This window comes from Pseudomonas sp. CGJS7, assembly GCF_036961695.1.
Genome location: NZ_JBAMDI010000028.1, coordinates 21084 through 43951 on the forward strand (window position 1 = coordinate 21084; position 22868 = coordinate 43951).

The 22868-nt window shown below is 67.0% G+C and carries 20 protein-coding genes; 14 read left to right on the forward strand and 6 right to left on the reverse strand.

All coding sequences use genetic code 11. The features are described 5' to 3' along the window. Positions 1 to 94 precede the first annotated feature (94 nt). Together V7787_RS18310 and V7787_RS18315 are read left to right on the forward strand one after the other, a co-directional pair. Positions 95 to 577, forward strand: a complete 483-nt coding sequence (locus tag V7787_RS18310) for a nucleoside deaminase (RefSeq protein ID WP_336088944.1) — start codon at positions 95 to 97, stop codon at positions 575 to 577. 65 nt (positions 578 to 642) lie between these two features. Beyond that, a complete protein-coding gene (locus tag V7787_RS18315) occupies positions 643 to 981 on the forward strand; it encodes a hypothetical protein (protein WP_336088945.1) in 339 nt (112 codons plus the stop codon). Between the two features lie 192 nt (positions 982 to 1173). Here V7787_RS18315 and V7787_RS18320 read toward each other — a convergent pair whose 3' ends face one another. Genes V7787_RS18320 through cysS form a run of 3 tightly spaced genes read right to left on the reverse strand, consistent with a single transcriptional unit; the run spans position 1174 to position 4270 of the window. Continuing rightward, a complete protein-coding gene (locus tag V7787_RS18320; RefSeq protein WP_336088946.1) occupies positions 1174 to 2454 on the reverse strand; it encodes an MFS transporter in 1281 nt (426 codons plus the stop codon). Then, on the reverse strand, positions 2451 to 2900 hold the full coding sequence (locus V7787_RS18325; protein ID WP_336088947.1) for a SufE family protein: 450 nt from the start codon (positions 2898 to 2900) through the stop codon (positions 2451 to 2453). Before V7787_RS18325 ends, V7787_RS18320 begins: the two co-directional genes overlap by 4 nt. Next, positions 2897 to 4270 carry a cysteine--tRNA ligase gene (cysS, locus tag V7787_RS18330; protein ID WP_336088948.1) on the reverse strand — a complete coding sequence of 458 codons (1374 nt, stop codon included), beginning with the start codon at positions 4268 to 4270 and terminating at the stop codon, positions 2897 to 2899. Before cysS ends, V7787_RS18325 begins: the two co-directional genes overlap by 4 nt. 301 nt (positions 4271 to 4571) lie before the next feature. Between cysS and V7787_RS18335 the strand changes: the two genes are divergently transcribed. The 11 genes from V7787_RS18335 to V7787_RS18385 all read left to right on the forward strand — a co-directional run bounded on the left by V7787_RS18335 (position 4572) and on the right by V7787_RS18385 (position 17266). Further along, positions 4572 to 5057, forward strand: coding sequence for a hypothetical protein (locus V7787_RS18335; RefSeq protein ID WP_336088949.1), 486 nt, complete (start codon positions 4572 to 4574; stop codon positions 5055 to 5057). 388 nt (positions 5058 to 5445) lie between these two features. Beyond that, a complete protein-coding gene (locus V7787_RS18340) occupies positions 5446 to 6450 on the forward strand; it encodes an N-acetylornithine carbamoyltransferase (protein ID WP_336088950.1) in 1005 nt (334 codons plus the stop codon). 148 nt (positions 6451 to 6598) lie between these two features. Next, entirely contained in the window at positions 6599 to 7795 is a 1197-nt protein-coding gene (locus tag V7787_RS18345) for an argininosuccinate synthase (protein WP_336088951.1), read from the forward strand. A 132-nt stretch (positions 7796 to 7927) separates the two neighbouring features. After that, a complete protein-coding gene (locus tag V7787_RS18350) occupies positions 7928 to 9019 on the forward strand; it encodes an acetylornithine deacetylase (protein ID WP_336088952.1) in 1092 nt (363 codons plus the stop codon). Beyond that, the gene (locus V7787_RS18355; RefSeq protein ID WP_336088953.1) at positions 9019 to 10347 is read left to right on the forward strand and encodes an acetylglutamate kinase; all 1329 of its coding nucleotides are present in this window, start codon (positions 9019 to 9021) and stop codon (positions 10345 to 10347) included. The genes V7787_RS18350 and V7787_RS18355 overlap by 1 nt, the downstream gene beginning before the upstream one ends. Positions 10348 to 10350: 3 nt before the next feature. Beyond that, positions 10351 to 10980 (forward strand): GNAT family N-acetyltransferase, encoded by a 630-nt coding sequence (locus tag V7787_RS18360; protein ID WP_336088954.1) that lies wholly within the window; start codon positions 10351 to 10353, stop codon positions 10978 to 10980. Beyond that, positions 10973 to 11935, forward strand: a complete 963-nt coding sequence (gene argC / locus V7787_RS18365) for an N-acetyl-gamma-glutamyl-phosphate reductase (protein WP_336088955.1) — start codon at positions 10973 to 10975, stop codon at positions 11933 to 11935. Before V7787_RS18360 ends, argC begins: the two co-directional genes overlap by 8 nt. Before the next feature lie 216 nt (positions 11936 to 12151). After that, positions 12152 to 13489, forward strand: a complete 1338-nt coding sequence (gene proS, locus V7787_RS18370; protein WP_336088956.1) for a proline--tRNA ligase — start codon at positions 12152 to 12154, stop codon at positions 13487 to 13489. Positions 13490 to 13518: 29 nt separating this feature from the next. Then, the gene (gene argH / locus V7787_RS18375; protein ID WP_336088957.1) at positions 13519 to 14808 is read left to right on the forward strand and encodes an argininosuccinate lyase; all 1290 of its coding nucleotides are present in this window, start codon (positions 13519 to 13521) and stop codon (positions 14806 to 14808) included. Continuing rightward, positions 14805 to 16001, forward strand: coding sequence for a glutamate 5-kinase (proB, locus tag V7787_RS18380; RefSeq protein ID WP_336088958.1), 1197 nt, complete (start codon positions 14805 to 14807; stop codon positions 15999 to 16001). Before argH ends, proB begins: the two co-directional genes overlap by 4 nt. Continuing rightward, the gene (locus V7787_RS18385) at positions 15998 to 17266 is read left to right on the forward strand and encodes a glutamate-5-semialdehyde dehydrogenase (RefSeq protein WP_336088959.1); all 1269 of its coding nucleotides are present in this window, start codon (positions 15998 to 16000) and stop codon (positions 17264 to 17266) included. Before proB ends, V7787_RS18385 begins: the two co-directional genes overlap by 4 nt. Before the next feature lie 554 nt (positions 17267 to 17820). On the opposite strand, the gene V7787_RS18390 is transcribed toward V7787_RS18385, so the two are convergent. Next, complete coding sequence (locus V7787_RS18390; protein WP_336088960.1) at positions 17821 to 20232, reverse strand: M66 family metalloprotease; 2412 nt, start codon at positions 20230 to 20232, stop codon at positions 17821 to 17823. Positions 20233 to 20283: 51 nt separating this feature from the next. Beyond that, positions 20284 to 21489 (reverse strand): MFS transporter, encoded by a 1206-nt coding sequence (locus tag V7787_RS18395; protein WP_336088961.1) that lies wholly within the window; start codon positions 21487 to 21489, stop codon positions 20284 to 20286. 179 nt (positions 21490 to 21668) lie between these two features. On the opposite strand from V7787_RS18395, the gene V7787_RS18400 reads away from it, so the two are divergent. Then, positions 21669 to 22121 (forward strand): CGNR zinc finger domain-containing protein, encoded by a 453-nt coding sequence (locus V7787_RS18400; protein WP_336088962.1) that lies wholly within the window; start codon positions 21669 to 21671, stop codon positions 22119 to 22121. A gap of 98 nt (positions 22122 to 22219) precedes the next feature. On the opposite strand, the gene V7787_RS18405 is transcribed toward V7787_RS18400, so the two are convergent. Beyond that, entirely contained in the window at positions 22220 to 22726 is a 507-nt protein-coding gene (locus tag V7787_RS18405) for a hypothetical protein (RefSeq protein ID WP_336088963.1), read from the reverse strand. Positions 22727 to 22868: the final 142 nt, after the last annotated feature.

Sequence of the window (22868 nt, forward strand, 5' to 3'; positions counted from 1 at the left end):
TTGCGGCGGCGCGGGCGAAACGCCAGGGTCGGTCCACCTGCGGCGGCCGCGACGCGGATAGGCTGTGAGCGTCGATGCCACCCGGAGCCGCGCCATGAACGTCCATTCGCCCGAGCACGCCGATTCCGGCCGCATGGCGTTCATGCGCGAGGCGTTGTCGCTGGCCCGCGCCAACGCCGCCGCCGGCGGCCGCCCGTTCGGCGCGGTGCTGGTGCGCGACGGCCGGGTCATCGCGCGCGCGGTCAACCGGATCCTGGAAACCGGCGATCCGATCGCGCACGCCGAACTGCTGGCGATCCGCGAAGCCGCGCAGGCGCTCGGTCTGGTCCGCCTGGACGGCTGCACGATTTACGCCAGCGGCCATCCTTGCCCGATGTGTCTGGCGGCGATGCACCTGGTCGGGGTGGAGGCGGTGTATTACGCCTACTCGAACGAGGACGCCGAGCCGTTCGGCCTCTCCACCGCCGCGGTCTACGCGCAAATGGCGCTGCCGCCGCCGCAGCAACGCCTGCCGCTGCAGCGACTGCGCCCGGACGGAGAAGCCGGCCTGTACGCGCAGTGGGCGGGCAGCGCCTGAGTCGATCCGGCGCCGCGCGCCGCGCCCAACGCGGTTAGGATGCAGGCACCTTCGGAGAATCGCCCATGGACGACGCTTTGCTGATTCTGGGGCCGGTAGCGGTGCTGGCCTGGAACGCGCTGCTGTGGCATTGGTCGCGCGGCTACCTGCGTTATGCCGCGGTGGCGATGTTCGTACTCAACCTATTGATCGGCTCGCCGCTGCTGGGCGTGCTGTGCTGGAACCTGGCGCGTCAGGACATCGAGACCAGCATGGCCGGTGCCGACGGCGATGCGTTGGTGGCCATCGGCACGGCGTTGTTCAACGGCGTGGTCGCGTTGATCGGCGCGGTCGCGGTGGTCTTGCGCAAGCCCAAGCCGGCGAGCCCGGAGCGAGCGGAGCGAACGAAGTTGCGCAGCGACTAAGCCTTGCCAACGAAATAGCGCAACTTACCCATCAGCACCGCGCAACGCACCCATCAGCACCGCGCAACTCACCCATCGGCACCGCGCAACTCACCTATCGTCATTCCGGCGAAAGCCGGAACCCATTTTGACTTTGCTCTCATCAGCCCGAACCAGGCCGTTGTTGTCGGCGGCTCTAAGCTCACGCCGCCGTCATTGCAGATCGCGCAAATCCAGCCGCCGCAGCTTCGGCGCCAGCTTGGCCGTGGCGCCGACCACCGCCAAGGTCATGCAGCCGCCGAAGATCACCGACGGCACCAATCCCATCAGCTTGGCCGCGAGCCCGGATTCGAACGCGCCCAACTCGTTGGATGAGCCGATGAAGATGCCGTTGATCGAAGACACCCGCCCGCGCATTTCGTCCGGCGTCGACAACTGCAGGATGGTCGAGCGCAGCACCACCGAAACCCCGTCGCACATCCCCGACAGCATCAGCATCGCCGCCGAAAGCCAGAAATCGCGCGATATCGCAAAGCCGATGATGCACAGGCCGAAGCCGGCGACCGCGTAGAGCAGCAGGCGCCCGGCGTTCTTCTGCGGCGGATGCTTGGCCAGCCACAAGCCCATCAGCACCGCGCCGGCCGCCGGCGCCGCGCGCAATACGCCGAGGGCTTCGGGGCCGTAATGCAGCACGTCGTGGATGAACGCCGGCAGCAGCGCGACCGCGCCGCCGAACAACACCGAGAACATGTCCAGCGCCTGCGCGCCGAGCACCACCTGGTTGTTGAACACGAAGCGCAGGCCTTCGCCGATGCTCTTGAACACCGGCGCGCGTTCGGCCTGCGGCGCGGGCTCGGTCACGCGCAGGGTGATGATGGCGATCGCCGCAGCCAGGGCGAACGCGGCCGCGACCAGATACGCCGAAGTCTTGCCGCCCCAGGCCACCAGCACGCCGCCCAGGGCCGGGCCCAGCACCAGCCCGGTCTGCATCACCACGCTGCCGACGCCGGCGCCGCGGGCGAAGTGTTCGCGCTTGAGCACCCGCGCGAACAACGACATGTACACCGGCGACAGGAACGCGCGGACCACGCCGTTGATGGCGATCGCCGCGTAGATGGTCAGGGTCGACAAGCCCAGGCCGCCGGCCGGCAACTTGCCGCTGGCGACGCCGGCCAGCATCAAGGTGGTCAGCAGCAGGCCCAGGCAGGCGAACATGCCCAGCTTGCGCCGCGGCAGATGATCGACCGCGTAGCCGGCGAACAAAGCGAAGCAGAAATACGGGATTACCTCGGTGAGCCCGATCAGCCCCAGCGCGAACGGGTCGCGGGTCAGCTCGTACACGTGCCAGCCGACCGTGACCGCGACGATCTGATACGACAGCATCGCCAGCAGCCGGTACAGCAGCAGGCCGGCGAAGCCTGGGTTGCGCAGCAGTTGCGCGGGGCCGGTCGGAGCAGTGTCGACTGCGATATCGCCGGCGCCGTCGTTGCTCACAGCCGGCGCTGCGCCTGTTCGCGGATGAACGCCAGCAGCGCGGCCAGGCCGTTGCTGCGGGTCGGCGAGAGGTGTTTGGCCAGGCCGATGTCGGCGATGTAGTCGGCCTGGGTGGCGACGATCTCGGTCGCGCTGCGGCCCGAATACACCCGCAGGGCCAGATAGATCAGGCCCGAGACGATGGCCGAATCGCTGATCGCGTGGAAGGTGAGCCGGCTGGCGTCGCCTTCGACCACGATCCACACCATCGACTGGCAACCCAGCAGGCGGTGTTCTTCGGTTTTCCACTCCGCCGGCAGATCCGGCAGCTTGCGGCCCAGGTCGATCAGGTACTGGTAACGCTCGGACCAGTCGCCGAAGAAGGCGAACTCATCGCGGATCGTCGCCTGTGCTTCGGCGGCGGTGGCCTCGATCGGGAACGGCGAGGCGAGGGCGGCGACGCTCATCGCGAACGCTTCCAGCGCACGCCGGCCGGGGTGTCTTCCAGCAGGATGCCTTCATCGGCGAGTTGCTGACGGATCGCGTCGGCGCGGGCGAAGTCGCGCGACTGCTTGGCGGCGTTGCGTTCGTCGACCAGGGCCTGGATGCGGGCGTCGTCGTTTTCGTCGGTGGCGCCGGAGAACCACGCCGCGGGGTCTTGTTGCAGCAGGCCCAGGGCCAGGCCCGCGCCGAGCAACTCGCGCTTGAGCCGCGCCTGCTCGGCCGGATCGGTGGCCTTGCGCGCTTCGCTGGCGATGCGGGCCACTTCGGCGAGCGCGCGCGGGGTGTTGAGATCGTCGTCGAGCGCGGCTTCGACGCCCGCCGGGATGACGATAGCGCCGGCGTCGACACCGGCCAGATCGCGCAAGGTGCCGTACAGGCGTTCCAGCGTGCGCGTGCATTGCTCGATCAGATCGCGCGACCAGTCCAGCGGCTGCCGGTAGTGCGCCGACAGCAACGCATAGCGCAAGGCCTCGGGCGAATAGGTCTTGACCAGGCCGTTGATGGTCATGATGTTGCCGATCGACTTCGACATCTTCAGACCGCCGAAATTGAGCATGCCGTTGTGCAGCCACCAGCGCGCGAACACCTTGCCGCCGTGCGCGCACTCGCTCTGCGCGATCTCGTTCTCGTGGTGCGGGAACTGCAGATCCACGCCGCCGGCGTGAATGTCGATGGTCTCGCCCAAATGCGCGGCGGCCATCGCCGAGCATTCGATGTGCCAGCCCGGACGGCCGCGGCCCCAGGGAGACTCCCAGCCGGGCAGGTCGTCGCTGGAGGGCTTCCACAGCACGAAGTCGCCCGGATCGCGCTTGTACGGCGCCACCTCGACCCGCGCGCCGGCGCGCATGTCCTCGATGTCGCGGCGCGAGAGCTTGCCGTAACCGTCGAAGCTGCCGATGGCGAAGAGCACGTGGCGTTCGGCCTCGTAGGCGTGGCCGGATGCGATCAGGCGCTCGATCATCGTCACGATTTCGCCGATGTGCGCGGTCGCGGCCGGTTCCAGATCCGGCGGCTTCACCCCCAGCGCGGCCATGTCCTCGCGGTAAGCGGCGGCGAACCGGTCGGTGATGACCGAGATCGGCACGCCTTGATCGGCCGCGGCGGCGTTGATCTTGTCGTCTACGTCGGTGATGTTGCGCGCATAGGCCAGACCGCCGTAACGCCGGCGCAGCAGGTCGGCGAGCACGCCGAACACCACCGGGCCGCGTGCGTTGCCGATATGCACATAGTTGTAGACCGTGGGGCCGCAGACATACATCGTCGGGCGCGAGGGATCCAGCGGCTGGAAGGGTTCGACCTGTCGCGACAGGCTGTTGTAGAGATGCAGGCTCATGGATAGACGGCTTGGGATCGGGTTCATTCTAGCGGCCATGCGCGCCCGCGCACGCCGCGGCGAGCGAATATTCCCGGCCGATCCGGGCAAATCGGCGAACCCCGGCCCGAGCGGCGCCGAAATTTTCTCTCGCCAGGCGTGTCAACCGATCTCCCCGACGTGCGTTGGCCGCCGGCGGGACACCCAGCCCCCGGTCCGGCGAGGTTGCCATCGCTAAGCAGGACGGGGTCTAAAGGCGCGATTCAGGCCGTGGGCGGACACTGCTCTTACACTTTATTCACGAATCCACGCCGCGAGCCCGATGAACCGAATCGTCCTGCAGACCTCGATCCTGGCGCTGTCCTGCGCCGCGGCGGTTCTGTGGGTCCGGCCCGTGGCGGCGCAGCCGCAGGGCGATAACGTGCGCACCGTGATTCAGGCCGAGAACGTGCGCTTCGACTACGCCCAGGTGCTGCGGGTGACCCCGGTCTACCAGACCCTGCGCGCGACCACGGTCGAGCAGCAGTGCGATCCCGAGCCCAGCGGCAAGCCCGATTCGCGGCTGTCGCGGGTGGTCGGGGCGGTCCGCGAGGCGCTCGGCCGCGAGCGCGATCCCAAGCCCAGCACCGGCGAGAACTGCCGCCCGGTGCCGGTGGAGCGCGAATTCCGCCGGCCCATCGCCTACGACGTGGACTACGTCTACAAGGGCAGCCGGTTCCGCTCGCGCCTGCCCGAAGACCCGGGCAACAAGCTCAAGGTCCGGGTCGCGGTGACCCCGGTCGTCGCCCCGATCAGCACCGCGCGCTGAGCCCGCGCGCCTGACCCGGTTCCCGTTTCCGGCCCGCGCGGCTTGCGCCGCTGGGCCTCGCATGCGAGCATTCGCGGCCTGATGAACCCGAACTACGCCGACGCCGACATCCTGACCTCTGCCTACATGGCGGCGGGGATGACCTCGCGCGCGCGTCGACCGTTGCCCTGCCAATCCGCTGGGTGACGGCGCTCGCCGTCGTTCGTGTAACAAGCCGCACACACGAAAAGCCCAGCCTAGCGCTGGGCTTTTTTGTTTTTCCGGCCCGGAAATCGGGAAGGGGGTCGGGACGTCTCTGGCCCCTCTCGCGATTGCCGGCCACCGCGCCACCGTTTTGCCGATTCTCCATTCCCGATTCCCGATTCCCGTTCCAGGACCCGAACCGACGATGAAGCACTTCCTCAACACCCAGGACTGGTCGCGCTCCGACCTCGACGCGCTGCTGGCGCGGGCCGCCGCGTTCAAGCGCAGCAAACTCGGCGATGAGCTCAAGGGCAAATCGATCGCGCTGGTGTTCTTCAACCCGTCCATGCGCACCCGCACCAGTTTCGAACTGGGCGCGTTCCAGCTCGGCGGCCACGCGGTGGTGCTGCAGCCGGGCAAGGACGCGTGGCCGATCGAGTTCGATCTGGGCACGGTGATGGACGGCGACACCGAGGAGCACATCGCCGAAGTGGCCAAGGTGCTGGGCCGTTACGTCGATCTGATCGGCGTGCGCGCGTTCCCGAAGTTCGTCGACTGGGCCAACGACCGCCAGGACAAGGTGCTGGCCAGCTTCGCCAAGTACTCGCCGGTGCCGGTGATCAACATGGAGACCATCACCCATCCGTGCCAGGAACTGGCGCACGCGCTGGCGCTGCAAGAGCACTTCGGCACCGCCGACCTGCGCGGCAAGAAGTACGTGCTGACCTGGACCTACCACCCCAAGCCGCTCAACACCGCGGTCGCCAACTCGGCGCTGACCATCGCCACCCGGCTGGGCATGGACGTGACCCTGCTGTGCCCGACCCCGGAATACGTGCTCGATGAGCGCTACATGGGCTGGGCCGAGCAGAACGTCGCCGAGAGCGGCGGATCGCTCAAGATCAGCCACGACATCGAAAGCGCCTACACCGGCGCCGACGTGGTCTACGCCAAGAGCTGGGGCGCGCTGCCGTACTTCGGCAACTGGGGCCCGGAAAAGCCGATCCGCGACCAGTACAAGCACTTCATCGTCGACGAAGCCAAGATGGCGCTGACCAACAACGGCGTCTTCAGCCACTGCTTGCCGTTGCGCCGCAACGTCAAGGCCACCGACGGCGTGATGGATTCGCCGCAGTGCATCGCCATCGACGAAGCCGAAAACCGCCTGCATGTGCAGAAAGCCATCATGGCCGCGTTGATCGGTCAGTAACGCCGAACCACTCCCTCTCCCGCTTGCGGGAGAGGGCTGGGGTGAGGGCACGACCTCGCCCCGAACCCACACCTCCCTCGTTCGCCCCCCACCCAACCCTCCCTCGCAAAGCGGGGGCGGGCGCCAAACAAGCAGAGACTTTCCGAACATGAGCAAAGACATCGTCCTCGCCTTCTCCGGCGGCCTCGACACCAGCTTCTGCGTGCCTTACCTGCAAGAGCGCGGCTGGGCCGTGCACACGGTGTTCGCCGACACCGGCGGCGTGGACGCGGAAGAGCGCGCCTTCATCGAGCAGCGCGCGACCGAGTTGGGCGTGGCCAGCCACGTCACCGTCGACGGCGGTCCGGCGATCTGGTCGGGCTTCGTCAAGCCGTTCGTGTGGGCCGGCGAGGGCTACCAGGGCCAGTACCCGCTGCTGGTTTCCGACCGCTATCTGATCGTCGAAGCCGCGCTCAAGCGCGCCGCCGAACTGGGCACCAAGGCCATCGCCCACGGTTGCACCGGCATGGGCAACGACCAGGTGCGTTTCGACCTGGCGGTGAAGGCGCTGGGCGATTACGAAATCGTCGCGCCGATCCGCGAAATCCAGAAAGAACACACCGAAGTGCGCGCCTACGAGCAGAAGTACTTGGAAGAACGCGGCTTCGGCGTGCGCGCCAAGCAGAAGGCCTACACCATCAACGAGAACCTGCTCGGCCTGACCATGTCCGGCGGCGAGATCGACCGCTGGCAGGCGCCGGGCGAGGGCGCGGTGGGTTGGTGCAAGCCGCGGGCTGAGTGGCCGAGCGAAACCTTGCAGGTCACGCTGAAGTTCGAGAACGGCGAAGCGGTGGCCTTGAACGGCGAGAAGATCGAAGGCCACAAGCTGCTGGCCAAGCTCAACGGTTTGTTCGCGCAGTACGGTGTGGGCCGCGGCCTCTACACCGGCGACACCACCATCGGCCTGAAGGGTCGGATCATTTTCGAAGCGCCGGGCCTGATCGCGCTGCTGACCGCGCACCGCGCGCTGGAAGAAGCGGTGCTGACCAAGCAGCAGAACCGCTTCAAGCCCGACGTGGCGCGCAAGTGGGTCGAGCTGGTGTACGAAGGCTTCTTCCACGATCCGCTCAAGACCGACCTGGAAGCGTTCCTGGCCAGCTCGCAGAGCACGGTCAACGGCGAAGTGGTGCTGCAGACCAACGGCGGCGCGGTCGACGCGGTGGCGGTGAGCTCGCCGCACATCCTCAACGCCAAGGGCGCGACCTATGCGCAGGCGGCCGACTGGGGCGTGGCCGAGGCCGAAGGTTTCATCAAGCTGTTCGGAATGAGCAGCACGCTGTGGGCTGAGATCAATCGCAAAGGCTGATGCCTTTGCTAGGAGTGAGCGGGGAGGAGTGAGGAGTGGGCGAAAGCCGCTTTTGCTTCTGCACTGGCTCAGTCCTCGCTTCTCTGCGCTCACTTCTCTTCCGCCATCCAAGCGAAAGCACCGAACCAGACCATGCTCTCCGAAGTCCTAAAACATCTGCAGGCCCTGGTGTCCTACGACACCCGCAATCCGCCGCGCGATATCGGCACCGACGGCATCTTCGATTACCTGCGCAGCCAGCTGGGCGGTTTCAATGTCGAGGTGATCGACCACGGCGCCGGCGCTGTGTCGCTGCTGGCCGTGCGCGGCAATCCGCGCCGGTTGTTCAACGTCCATCTGGACACGGTGCCTTCCTCGGAAGCCTGGAGCGCCGACCCGCATACCCTGCGGGTGACCGACGACCGCGCGATCGGCCTGGGCGCCTGCGACATCAAGGGCGCCGCCGCCGGCCTGCTCGCCGCGGCCGCGGTCACCAGCGGCGACGCCGCGTTCTTGTTCAGCACCGACGAAGAAGCCAACGACGCGCGCTGCATCGCCGGTTTCCTCGGCACCGACCACGGCTTCCTGGAAGCCATCGTCGCCGAACCGACGATGTGCGATGCGGTGCTGGCCCATCGCGGCATCAGCTCGGTGCAACTGCGTTTCCGCGGCGTCGCCGGCCATGCCTCCGGCGCCAACGCGATGCAGGCCAGCGCCTTGCATCAGGCGATCCGTTGGGGCGGCAAAGCCCTGGATCATGTCGAAGCGCAGTCGCATCAGCGTTTCGGCGGGCTCACCGGCCTGCGTTTCAACATCGGCCGGGTCGAGGGCGGGATCAAGGCCAACATGATCGCTTCCAGCGCCGATCTGCGTTTCGGCTTCCGTCCGCTGCCTTCGCAATCCATCGACGGCCTGCACGAAATCTTCGGCACCCTGATCGATCCCGGCGCGATCGAGCGCTACGAAGAAACCTTCCGCGGCCCGCCGCTGCCGGCCGGCGATGTGGCCTCGGCCGAAGAACGCCGCCTGGAAGCGCGCGATCTGGCCGACGCCCTGGACTTGCCGATCGGCAACGCGGTCGACTTCTGGACCGAAGCCTCGCTGTTCTCGGCCGCCGGCCTGACCTCGATCGTCTACGGCCCCGGCGACATCGCCCAGGCGCACACCGCCGACGAATGGGTCGCGCTGGAACAACTGGAACGCTACGCCCAAAGCGTCGCGCGCATCATGGGGAGCAACGGTTAATGAGCGTTTCCATGGACAACCACCTGCAGACCCGCCAGACCATCGTGCGGCTGCTGTCGAGCATGGCCAGCGCGAAGGAAATCTCGCAGTACCTCAAGCGTTTTTCCCAGCTCGACTCGAAGCGTTTCGCCGTGGTCAAAGTCGGCGGCGCGGTGCTGCGCGACGATCTGGCCGCGCTGACCTCCTCGCTGGCGTTCCTGCAGGACGTCGGCCTGACCCCGATCGTGATCCACGGCGCTGGCCCGCAGCTGGATGAGGAACTGTCCGCCGCCGGCATCGTCAAACAAACCGTCAACGGCCTGCGGGTGACTTCGCCGGAAGCGCTGGCGATCGTGCGCCGCGTATTTCAGTCGCAGAACCTCAAGCTGGTCGAAGCGCTGCAGTCCGGCGACGGCCGCGCCACCTCGATCATCTCCGGCGTGTTCGAAGCCGAGTACCTGGACCGCGACACCTACGGGCTGGTCGGCGAGGTCAAGAAGGTCAATCTGGCGCCGATCGAAGCCAGCCTGCAGGCCGGTTCGATCCCGGTGATCGCCAGCCTCGGCGAAACCGTCGGCGGGCAGATTCTCAACGTCAACGCCGACTTCGCCGCCAACGAACTGGTGCAGGTGCTGCAGCCGTACAAGATCGTGTTCCTCACCGGCACCGGCGGCCTGCTCGACGACAACGGCCGGGTGATCGACTCGATCAACCTGTCGACCGAGTACGAGCACCTGATCGAACAGCCGTGGATCAACGGCGGGATGAAGGTCAAGATCGAGCAGATCAAGGATTTGCTCGACAAGTTGCCGCTGACTTCGTCGGTGTCGATCACCAAGCCGTCGGAACTGGCCAAGGAACTGTTCACCCACAAGGGTTCGGGCACGCTGGTTCGGCGCGGCGAGCGCGTGTTGCAGGCGCAGAGCTGGGATCAGCTGGATCTGGTGCGTCTGCGTTCGCTGATCGAGTCGGCGTTCGGCCGCAAGCTGGTCGACGACTACTTCGAACGCACCGCGCTCAAGCAGGCCTACGTCAGCCAGAACTATCGTGCCGCGGTGATTCTGATCGAAGCCGAGGGCCGCACCTACCTGGACAAATTCGCCGTGCTCGACGACGCCCAGGGCGAAGGTTTAGGCCGCGCGGTGTGGCAAGTCATGCGCGAACAGAACCCGAGCGTGTTCTGGCGCTCGCGTCACGGCAACGCGGTCAATCCGTTCTATTACTCCGAATCCGACGGCTGCCTGAAGCAGGAGAAGTGGAAGGTGTTCTGGTACGGCATGAGCGGCTTCGACGAGATCGCCGAGTGCGTGGAGTATTCGAGCCGGCGCGCGCCGACCCTGGAGGACTGAGCGATGAGCGAATCCCTCGCGGCCGCCTGGAGCGCGCAACCGCGCCTGAGCGGCGAACACGTCACGCTGGAGCCGCTGAGCGCGGCCCACGGCGACGGCCTGCGCGCGGCCCTGGCCGGCGGCGAATTGGCCAAGGCCTGGTACACCAACGTGCCCGCGCCCGAAGGCGTCGACGCCTACATCGCCAGCGCGCTGGCGATGCAGGCCAAGGGCGTGGCGTGGGCGTTCGCGGTGCTCGACGCGGCCGGTGACGTGGTCGGCAGCACCCGTTACTACGACATGGACCCGGCAGTGCCGCGGGTTCAGATCGGCTACACCTTCTACGCGCCGCGCGTGCAGCGCACCGGTTTGAACACCCAGGCCAAGCTGTTGCTGCTCGGCCACGCGTTCGAGCGGATGGGCTGCATCGCGGTCGGGTTCGAGACCAGCTGGTTCAACCTGGCTTCGCGCGCGGCGATCGCGCGCCTGGGCGCCAAGCAGGACGGCGTGCTGCGCAACCACCGCCGCCACGCCGACGGCAGCGCCCGCGACACCGTCGCATTTTCGATCATCGACAACGAATGGCCGGCGGTTAAGCGTAATCTTCAGTACAAGCTGGACCAGCACATTCAAGGAACGCCGACTCATGGCTAAGACATTGGGCATCGTAGGCGCGCGCGGACACGTCGGCGCCGATCTGGTCCGTTTGATCGCCGCGCATTCGCAGTTCGAGCTGGCCTTCGTGTCCTCGCGCGAACTGGCCGGGCAGCGTCTGGCCGATCACATTCCCGAGTACGCGGCCAAGAATCCGGAACTGCGTTACAGCTCGCCGAGCCACGAAGAACTGCCGGGGCAGGGCGCGGACGCGGTGGTGTTGGCGCTGCCCAACGGCAAGGCCGCCGATTGCGTGGCCGCGTTCGATGCGGTCGGCGCCGATCCGGTGCTGATCGATCTGTCGGCGGACTATCGCTTCGACGATCACTGGTATTACGGCTTGCCGGAGATCACCCGCAAGGACTATCACGGCCAGCGCCGGATCAGTAATCCCGGGTGCTACGCCAGTGCGATGCAGTTGGCGATCGCGCCGTTGCTCAATGTGCTGGAAGGGCCGGTGCAGTGTTTCGGCGTGTCGGGGTATTCCGGCGCGGGTACGACGCCGTCGGACAAGAACGATCCCGAGAAGCTGCGCGACAACCTGATGCCGTACGCGCTGACCGGGCATATGCATGAGCGCGAAGTGACCCGGCATCTGGGGCATCCGGTCGAGTTCATGCCGCATGTGGCCGCGCATTTCCGCGGGTTGACGATTACTTCGAACCTGCATCTGTCGCGGCGTTTCGATCGCGAGGAGTTGGTCGAGCACTATCACCGGCATTACGACGGCGAGCCGATGGTGCGGGTGCAGGAAGAGGCGCCGTGGGTGAGCAAGATCGCTGGCAAGCACCATGTCGACATCGGTGGGTTCACCTTGTCGGAGGATGGGCGGCGGGTGGTGATCGTGTCGACGCTGGACAATCTGCTTAAGGGTGCGGCGACGCAGGCTTTGCAGAATTTGAATCTGGCGTTTGGGTTCGATGAGTTGACCGGGATTGAGGTAGAACCCGCCTAAGCCCGTGCTGTCGCTGTTGCCCCCTTTGAAAAAGGGGGCGAACGGCCGCGAAGCGGACGTGGGGGATTTGCTTTTGCTTTTGCTTCTTCATAGGAAGGCAAAAGCAAAAGCAAATCCCCCCTAGCCCCCCTTTTTCAAAGGGGGGAACTGTGGAGCGGAGTGGGGTGGGTTGGGCGAGTGGGTGGGGTGCGGTTGGATTTGGAATCGGGAGTCATCATGCGTCTGTCGCGTTACCTGTTGCCGACACTGAAAGAAAACCCCGCCGACGCGCAGATCGCCTCGCACCGGCTGATGCTGCGCGCCGGGCTGATCCGCCAGGAAGCCGCCGGCATCTACTCCTGGCTGCCGGCCGGTCTGCGCGTGCTGCGCAAGATCGAAGCCATCGTCCGCGATGAAATGAACCGCGCCGGCGCGCTCGAACTGCTGATGCCGACCCTGCAACTGGCCGACCTGTGGCGCGAAAGCGGCCGCTACGACGCCTACGGCCCGGAGATGCTGCGGATCAAGGACCGCCACGAGCGCGAACTGCTCTACGGCCCCACCAACGAGGACATGATCACCGCGATCTTCCGCGCCAACGTCAAGTCCTACCGCGCGCTGCCGATGAACCTCTACCACGTGCAGTGGAAGTTCCGCGATGAGCAGCGCCCGCGCTTCGGGGTGATGCGCGGCCGCGAGTTCCTGATGAAGGACGCGTACTCCTTCGACCTCGACGAAGCCTCCGCGCGCCGTTCCTACCAGCGCATGTTCGTCGCCTACCTGCGCGCGTTCGCCCGCATGGGCATCCGCGCGATCCCGATGCGCGCCGAAACCGGCCCCATCGGCGGCGACCTCTCGCACGAGTTCCTGGTGCTGGCGCAGACCGGCGAATCGGCGGTGTACTGCGACCGCGCCGTGCTCGACCTGCCGATCCCGGGCGAGGACACCGATTACGACGGCGACCTCAGCGGCATCGTCCAGCAATGGACCGAGCGCTACGCCGCCACCGAAGACGTGCACGACATCGAGCGCTTCGAACGCGAAGTGCCGGCCGAGCAACGCGTGCAGACCCGCGGGATCGAAGTGGGGCAGGTGTTCTACTTCGGCACCAAGTATTCCGCGCCGATGAAGGCGCTGGTGACCACGCCGGAAGGCGAAGAACGCCCGATCCACGGCGGCTCCTACGGCATCGGCGTGTCGCGCCTGCTCGGCGCGATCATCGAATCCAGCTTCGACGACGCCGGCATCATCTGGCCCGACGCGGTCGCGCCGTTCAACGTCGGCGTGGTCGATCTCGACCCGGCCGACGCGCAAATCGGCGAAGTCTGCACCCAACTCATCGCCGGCCTCGACCTGCTCGGCGTCGACGCCTTGCACGACGACACCGACGACCGTCCCGGGGTGAAGTTCGCGCGCATGGACCTGCTCGGCCTGCCTTGGCAGATCGTGGTCGGCCAGCGCGGGCTCAGCCGCGGCGTGGTCGAACTCAAGCGCCGCGCCACTGGCGAGCGCATCGAACTGTCGCCGGCCGACGCGGTCGCCCGCATCGCCGCGCACCTGCATCCCTTGTCCTGACCCGACTCCACCGATTCCGAGCATCCCCCATGTCCGATCTTCTTTGGCAAAAACCCGGCGTCAAGGTCGACGCGCGCATCCAGCATTTCCTCGCCGGCGAGGACGTGATCCTGGACCGCGAGTTCTTCGTGTTCGACATCCAGGCCAGCCGCGCCCACGCGCAAGGCTTGCAGCAGATCGGCATCCTCACCGCCGAAGAACTCGACGGCCTGTCGCGCGAACTCGACGTGCTGGCCGAAGACTTCAAGGCCGGCCGCTTCATCCTGGACGAGCGTTTCGAAGACGGCCACTCGGCGATCGAAGGACGGTTGATCGAACGCCTCGGCGACGCCGGCCGCAAGATCCACACCGGCCGCAGCCGCAACGACCAGATCCTGGTCGCCACGCGCCTGTGGCTCAAGAACCACATGAGCCGTCTGTACGCACTCTGCCGCGAGACCGCCGAAGTCGCCCTGGCGCGCGCGCAGGCCGAAAGCGCGCTGCCGATGCCGGGCTACACCCATCTGCAACGCGCGGTCGTGTCCAGCGCCGGCATGTGGTGGGCGGCGTGGGCGGAAGGCTTCATCGACAATGCCGTGCGCGCCAAGCAGACCCACGATTGGGTCGACGCCAATCCGCTCGGCAGCGCCGCCGGTTACGGCGTCAACCTGCCGCTGGCGCGCGATCACACCACCGCCGCGCTCGGCTTCGGCCGCTTGCAGGTCTCGGCCGCGTACGCGCAGCTCTCGCGCGGCAAGTTCGAGCTCGGCGCCATCGACGCGCTGTCCACCGCGGTGCTCGACCTGCGCCGCCTCGCCTGGGATTTGAGCCTGTTCACCAGCGCCGAATTCGGTTTCGTCGCCTTGCCGGCCGAGTACACCACCGGCAGCTCGATCATGCCCAACAAGCGCAATCCCGACGTGATCGAACTGATGCGCGCCAGCTACTCCAGCGTCGCCGCCGCGCGCGCCGAGATCGAACACCTGCTGTCGTTGCCCTCGGGTTACCACCGCGACCTGCAATTCTCCAAGGGCGCGATCTTCCACGCCTTCAGCCGCGGCATGAGCGCGCTGGAACTGCTGCCCGACCTGCTGCGCAACCTGGAATGGAAGCCGGACAAACTGCGCGCCGCGCTCGACCCGTCGATGTACGCCACCGACTTGGCCGTGGATCTGGCGCGCCAAGGCCTGCCGTTCCGCGACGCCTACAAACAAGCCGCCGACCCCGCGCGTTGGGCGCAGGGCGACCCCGAAGCCAGTCTGGCCGCGCGCGTCTCGCCCGGCGCCGCCGCCGACCTGCGCCTGGATGTCTTGCAGCGACGCTTGCAGGCACTGACATGAGCGCGGCAGAAAGGGACTTCGCAGCGCAACCGTTACCGCCCTGGCGGCGCGCCGTGCTCAAGGTCGGCAGCAGCCTGCTCGCCGGCTTCGAAGGCGGCGGCCTCGACCCGCGTTACGCCGCCGGGCTGGCGCGCTTCATCGAAAGCGCGCGCGAACAACAGCGCGAAGTGGTGCTGGTGTCCTCCGGCGCAGTCGCCGCCGGACGCAGCCGGATCAAGGCCGGCGGCGACGGACTGGTGTTGCGGCAGGCGCTGGCCTCGCTCGGCCAAGCCTCGTTGATCGCGTTCTGGCAACAACTCTCCAGCGTGCCGGTGGCGCAAGTGCTGCTGACCCACGACGACCTGCGCAATCGCCGCCGCTACCTCAACGCCCGCGCCTCACTGCGCGAACTGCTGCGGCTCGGCGCACTGCCGGTCATCAACGAAAACGACACCGTCGCCGTCGACGAACTCAAACTCGGCGACAACGACAACCTCGCCGCCGCGGTCGCCTCGCTGGTCGACGCCGACCTGCTGCTGATCGCCACCGACATCGGCGGCCTCTACAGCGGCCACCCGCAGCGCGATCCCAGCGCGCGCCCGATCGAACGCGTCGCCGCCGTCACCCCCGAACTGCTGCTCGCCGCCAGCGGCGGCGCCGGCACCCTCGGCACCGGCGGCATGCGCACCAAACTCGAAGCCGCGGCCAAGGCCGCCACCGCCGGCGTGGCGACCGCGCTGTTCTGCGGCCGCGACAGCGACGTAGTGGACGCACTCGCGCAAGGCTCGCTGCACGGCACCTTGATCGCGGCACAGAGCGACCGCCTGCGCGCGCGCAAACAATGGCTGCGCCACGCACCGGCCAGCGGCTGCCTGCGCATCGACGCCGGCGCCGCCAACGCCTTGCGCGTGCGCGGCGCCTCGCTGCTGCCCGGCGGCGTGATCGCGGTGGAAGGCGAATTCCGCCGCGGCGACGTGGTCGAACTGCGCGTCGCCGAAAACGACGACGCCCTCGGCCGCGGCCTGGTGCAGTACAACTCGGCCGAACTGGCGCGCATCAAGGGCCGGCACAGCCGCGACATCGAATCCGTACTCGGCTTCGGCTACGGCGAATCGGTAGTGCATCGCGACGACCTGGTGATGCTGGGCGACAAGACCGCCACGGCTCCGGCGACAGCGACTCAAACGTCCATCAACAGCGAGGCGGCACCGTGAGCGGCTACGTAAGAACCCTGGCCGAACGCGCCCGCGCGGCCTCGCTGATCCTCGCCGCGCTCGAAGGCGCCGAACGCGCCGCGTTGATCGCCGCCATGGCCGACCAACTCGACGCCCAACGCGACGCCATCCTCGCCGCCAACGCCGAAGACATCGAGCGCGGCGAGACTGCCGGCCTCAGCGCCGCCATGCTCGACCGCCTGCGCCTGGACCCGCAACGCCTGAGCGCCATCGCCGGCGCCCTGCGCGAAGTCGCGGCCCAGCCCGATCCGTTGGATGGCGTTACCCGCAGCGAAACCCGCCCGAACGGTCTGACCATCGAACGCAAGCGCGTTCCGTTGGGGTTGATCGCGATGATCTACGAATCGCGGCCCAACGTAACCGCCGACGCCGCTGCGTTGTGCTTGAAGGCCGGCAATGCCGTCCTGCTGCGCGGTGGCTCGGAAGCGCGCGCCAGCAACGCCGCCATCGCCGCCGCCTTGCATACCGCCTTGCGCGAACGCGGCTTGCCTGAAGCGGCTGTATCGCTGATCGAAGACACCGCGCGCGAGCACGTGCTGGAGCTACTGCAGCTGTCCGACCTGATCGACCTGGCCATCCCGCGCGGCGGCGAAAGTCTGATCCGCTTCGTCGCCGAACATGCGCGTGTCCCGGTGATCAAGCACTACAAGGGCGTCTGTCACCTTTACGTAGACCGCGCCGCCGATCCCGCTCTGGCGTTGAACCTCTTGATCGACGGAAAGGCCTCGCGCCCCGGCGTATGCAACGCGCTCGAAACCCTGCTGGTGCATCGCGGTATCGCCGACGCGTTCTTGCCGCAGGCGCTGGCCGCGCTGGCTGCGCGTGGTGTGGAGGTGCGTGGGTGTGAGCGCGTGCGTGCATACGCGCCGTTGCTCACGCCCGCGAGCGAGGCCGATTATGCCGCCGAATACCTCGACCTCATCATCGCCGCGCGCGTGGTCGACGATATCGATCAGGCGTTGGCGCATATCGCACAGCATGGTTCCGATCACACTGAGGTCATCGCCACCGATGATGCGGCGACCGCTGAAGCATTCGTCCGCCGCACCCGTAGTTCCGCGGTAATGGTTAACGCGTCCTCGCGATTCAACGACGGCGGGCAGCTTGGCTTGGGCGCGGAGATTGGCATCTCGACTACACGGTTGCATGCCTACGGGCCGATGGGTGTCGAATCGTTGACCATCGAGCGCTTCGTCGTGCGCGGGGCTGGGCAAGTACGCCACACCGAGTCCCTGGCCCCCTGAGCGCCCGTGCAGCGCCAAGGGCTACCTGTAGGAGCGGCGCAAGCCGCGACCGCGAGTCCGCCAGTTCGCATCGCAATCCAAGATCCGAGATGAGGCAAAACGCCCCAAACCCCCGCATCTTCGGAACTATCCCTCGATGCGATAGGAAAAGACGCCTTCTCGAAGAGGCTCGTAGGAAGGGTCTGTACCGACTCGCGACGTGAAATCCGCTTCCCGAGGTACGAACAGCCCTTGTTCTCTACCGAACACAGAAGGAGTTACGAGGTAGAGCCCATCCGTCGTTACATAGACACGCTCAGGACCCAGGCGGGAAATGGCGGACGGCCAGCGCTCCGGCGGAAGCTGCCCGAATCCGGAAGTGGTTAATACCTCGGCCCCCGCCTGGCTGAGGCCCTCGACCTGACAGGTGTCGATTTCACGACCGCATCCAACCAGGCAAGCCAGGGCCAGGACAATCGGGAACTTCATGTTCGCAGTGTCGGCTCCACTCGATCATTCGGGGTAGTCCCCGGTGCCAGCTTAGTCGATGCCTCCGAAAGCGCCAAAGCGGCGCCTCATCCGGTTCGCTCGGGCTTGCGTTCCGTCGTGAACTTCACCGACCGCTTCGCAACGCCCTTGCTCCACTGAGCCTGCACCGTCAACTCATGCTGCCCTTCGGCAGGTGCGGCCAGCCAACGCTCGCGACCGTGTCCGATCTGCACGCCATCGAGCCACCACGTCAGCTGATCGTCGGGCAACGGCTGACCGGAGCTGTCGGTGAGGTTGCCTTGCAACTGCATCGGACGACCGACACGGAAGGTCCCGCCGGCGGACGGGCTGACGATGGCCAGCACCGGCTCGCGCTCGGGTAGCTCCACGGTGATCGGTTCGGATTCGCTGGAATGGAAGCCGTCGTGCGCGATCAGCCGGACTTGGATGCGATGCGGCGGCAGGCCTTGCAGCGGCAACCGCGCCTGGTTGTCGCGCAATCCGATAACCAAGCCGTGCCAAGCGTCTTTGTCGTCGCGGCGCCATTGCGCCCAGACGTCCTTGATGTCCGCAGCGTCGAGCTTCCATTCAAGCACGAGTTCTTTCTCGCCGCTCACCTTGGCCGCTACATGCGTGAATCGCGGCGGCTGCGCGCCTGCCTTGCGGCTCCAGGTCTGTTTGTCCGGTCCATCGATCCGCAGCGACGCGCCCGGCGCGACGTTACGCAGATACGCCCGGAACGCGAACGGCGGCTCATCCTTCTGGCGATGGTCATGACCACCGCAGCAGCAACCGCCGCCTTGCGGCTCGCGCCGCATCAGCACCGCTCGCGACAGAACGCCGCCTTGCTCATCCAACAGTTGCGCGCTCCATTGGGTCGGGATTCCCAGCGCAGGCGCCACCACCTGGATACGCGCGACGGAATCGACTTCGATGCGCCCGTTCTCCAACACCCAACCTTGCACGGAGATCACCGGCGTCATGCGCCACTCCGGGCCTTGATAGCGCCACGGCGGGTCGGGCCACCACAGGTGTTCGAGATAGAACGGCCGCTCCAGCGGATCGAGCTCCGGGAAGTCCGGCGGCAACCATTCCGGCGCCAGACGCGGATGGCTGAGCAGGCGTCGGTGCTGATACAGCGACATCCAGCGCGGCCGGCAGTAGCTCATGTAGTCGGCGACCAGTTGCGGGTCGTGAATCGTGCCGTCGCGGATATCGAAACCGAACTCGCCGATCGATGCCGACATGTACGGCTCATAGGTCGGATAGTTGGGATCGGTGTTGCCGTTCGAACCGCACGGCGTGTGCTGGAAACCGTAGCCGTGTCCGGTTTCGTGCAGAAACGTCTGGTCGTTTCCGTTCGCCGCCGCGCCCAGCCCATCGTCGCCGCAGCCAGGCACGCCCAGCGGTATGCCGTTCGGCAGCAAGCCGTAATACACCACGTCGTCGCGATTGCCGTCGTTGTCGCGCAACAGCGACATCGCATCGAGCAGACTGTTCCAGTTGTCCGAACACTTGCCTGGCGCGACGCGCGCATCGTCCAGCGGCAAGTTCCAAGTCATGTTCGCGCAAACCGCAAACGATCCGGTGGCCTGCACCGGCATCGCCGCCAGCGCCGTCGCCGCGGTGCTTTGCAGATCCGCCAGCGTGGGCGCCGGCAAGGTCAATTGCGTCACCGGCGCGCCCGGCGTCGACGGCGCCGAGGTGCTGTCGCCGTCGTAGGCCACCAGAATGCCGCGCACGCGCAAGGTCTGCACCAGGTGCGCGCTCACACCTACCGATTTCTCGCTGTCGTCATGGCCGGTCAGGCGCGCGGTTAAACGCAGCGTCCCGTAAAACTCGCTGGCTGGGATCACGAAATTCAAGCTGTGGTCCAGATCGCTGCGTTCGGCCCGATAGATGAGGGCCTGTTCGGCGTCGACCGAGCCACCTTGCGGCGTGTAGGTGTCGACCAACTCGTATTGCAACAGCCGATTGCGACGCGACAGTTCCAGCGTGCCGGTTACGTTGGCGATGCTGCCCAACAGCCCGGCGCGCACATACACGCGCACCCACGCGGCCTTGAACGCGATCAGCTGCACCGAATTGTCGGCGCCGCGATCGGCCGAATCGGTCAAGTGCTCGTTCGCGCGGTGGTACTGAATGGCTTGAGTGACCTCGATCCCGCTCACCCGCGCCGACCACAGCCGATAGCGCTCGACGAATGATTCCTGCCAAGCGCGGTGGATGCCGGTTGCTATCTGATCGATGAGGCGGGGAGGCATGGCAAAGTCCTTTTGCGGAACGCAGCGCAGCGTCGGCCGCTTGCGCACGGGCGTGCGCAGGGCCGATCCATGCGTTGCGCATTGCGATCTGCGGAGCGGGGCGAATGCGGAACAGGCCACTGGATACAACGTGGGCGATCCGGTCGACCGGACATCCGGCGCGGGACGCGGGAGGTGAAGCCATCGCCTCGCACGATGGATCGACCGCCTTTTGAGGCCGGTCCCGTGCTCCAAGAGGCTGGCATATCGCGGAAGCAACGTTGCGTGGAGCGCGCCGCCGCGGCGTTACGAACGCGCCCCCACTTCGACCGCATCCGGATCCTCATCGGAAGGCGCACGCAAACAAGCAGCCCCCGCCGCAGCCAACGCGCTCGCGCACGCAGCCGCCGCAAACACGGCGCCGGTGCCGCTGCCTTGCTGGGCGTGGCCGGCGACCCAAGTGCCGATGCCATACCCGCCCCACATGAACGTCGCCAGCCAAGCGAATGCCTCGGTGCGCTGCGCCGCCGGAGCGTAGCGGCTGAGCGCCAATTGATTGAGCGTGTCGCGCGCGCCGCCGATAAGCCCGGCGCCGAGAAACAACGGCGCCACCGCCAGCATCCACGGCATCGCCGCGGCGGCCAGCATCAACGCGGCAGTGGCCACATGCAGCGCCACCAACTGCATGCGCAAACCGCCGGGCAGCGGGCGCACACCGAGCGCGAGGCCGCCGATCACTTCGCCGGCAGCGACCAGCCCCAACAACAACCCCGCCGCGCCGCCGGCGCCGCCGACCGCCGCGGCGCCGATTTGCTGGCTGCCGTAGACGAACGTATCCAAGGCGATGATGGTCAGCAGCAAGCGCACCCGCGCGTCGCCGAGCGGCCCGAGCCATGGGCCCGCGGGCCGATCCGCCGGCGCGCTCGGCATCGCGCGCAGCGCCGGCGCGCTGGCCAGCAAGGCATCGCCGCACCACTTGCTCGTGCCGGCCACGGCGATGATCGCGTAGGGCGACAGGCGCAGCAGCAACGCCGCGGCCAACAGCGGGCCGATCACGAACATCGCCGAGTTCAAGGTCGAGTCCAGCGCATAGATCGTCCGCCGCTGCTCTTGCGCAACCACCCGCGACCACAGCGCGCGGGTGATCGGCGCGGCCGGCGGCGTGCTCATTCCCAACAACGCGGCCGCCGCCATCAACACGCCGGTGCCGGCGCGCGCATGCAGCGCAGCCAACAGCGCCATGTAAGCCAACGCCAGCATGATCAAGGTCGCCACCAACACGCGCCGCGCGCCCAAGCGATCGGCAAGGCGGCCGCCCACCGGCGCGAACGCCGCCAACGCCAACGCATGCGCGCTGAGCACCGCGCCGGCTTCGACATACGAGCCGCGCAAGCGCAACACCGCCAACATCAGCGCCAGGCTGACCATCGAATTGGTGACCCGGCTCAGCATCGCCGCCGCCAACAGGCGCGCGACGCCGGGCGTCGCCAGCAACCGCAAGTAAGCACGCATAGGGCTTGTTACCAGCGAACCTTTGGACGATAGTCACTCTGTTCTCGCAAGATGTGACCTGTCAAGTGACATTAACCAGTAACACGAGGCGCCAAGCCGACCTCGCCGCCGGGCTGGTGAACCTGGTGGTCCCGGGCCAATCGGGAGGCCGCGACCACGCGGGCGCCGCGGGCGCGGCCGTGACCCGCGAATTCGTCGCCGCCCTGAGCGCGGCCATGGGCCGCAAGATCGCCGCGGCAGACCCCGGCGGCCGCCGACTGCCGACGCTGGCCCGCGCCTTGCACGCCGCATTCGCTGCGCCCGACACCGCCGCCGCCGCCGGCGTATTGAACGAACTGATGCGCCGTTACCGCTCGCGCCCCTATCTGACCGAAGACGTTGGCCAACCGTTTCATCTGCACTTCCACGGCGAAGCAGCGAACGCGGTCGATTCGCTGGGCGGCGAATTCGCCACCGCGTTGGCGTTGGTGATCGACGCCTACGGACACAAACGCTTCGGCCTGTGCCAAGCGCACGCCTGCGACCGTGCCTATGTCGACCTGACCCGCAACGGATCGCGCCGCTACTGCAGCGAAGCGTGCACAGCGCGAGCGAAGATGGCCGCGTACCGCGAGCGCAAAAGCGGCGCTTGATCCTGCGGCCGCACTGACCGCGCGAACCCGCGAAAACCGCAACGGCCGTCGAGCCGTTGCGGCGTCACGCCCGTCGAAGCGGGCACGACCTATCGCCGTCAGTTCACCCGACCCGTCGCACCGGCGCCGGTGCTGGGGTTATAGAACACGATGCCATTGGGCGAGTACGTCACCCGATTCCAACCCAACGCGAACGAACCGTTGGGATAAGTGACATGCGTGGTGTGATTGCCCGCACTGTCGAGCGTACCGATCGCCCCGGCGCCGGTCTGCGCGTTGTAGTACAGGATGCCGTTGGGCGTGTAGACGATGCTGGTCCAGCCGGTGGCGAACGAGAACGCCGGATAGCTGCGGATGGTGGTGTGATTACCGTTGCTGCTGACCCGGCCGACCGCGGCCGAACCGTTCTGCGCGTTGTAGTAGAGCAGGCCATTGGGCGTATCGACGATGCTGGTCCAACCGGTGGCGAACGAACCGGCCGGCCAGGTTTGCAAGGTGGTGAACGACTGCGCTTGCGCTTGCTGCGCGGGGAGGGAAAACGCCAACGGCACCAGCAACAACGCCAACCAACTGCTCTTGTTCACGATCACGTTCGAGAGGTTCATGTTCGTTCCTTTCCTTGGGAGTGAGTTGGGCGCGGCGGTGAGTCGGCTCGCGCGTCGCGGTGCCGGGGAGGCGGTGGGTTGCTGGGCGGCACGGGGGGATTCAATCGTGCCGATATGTAGGCCGCAAACGGTCGGTGCGGGT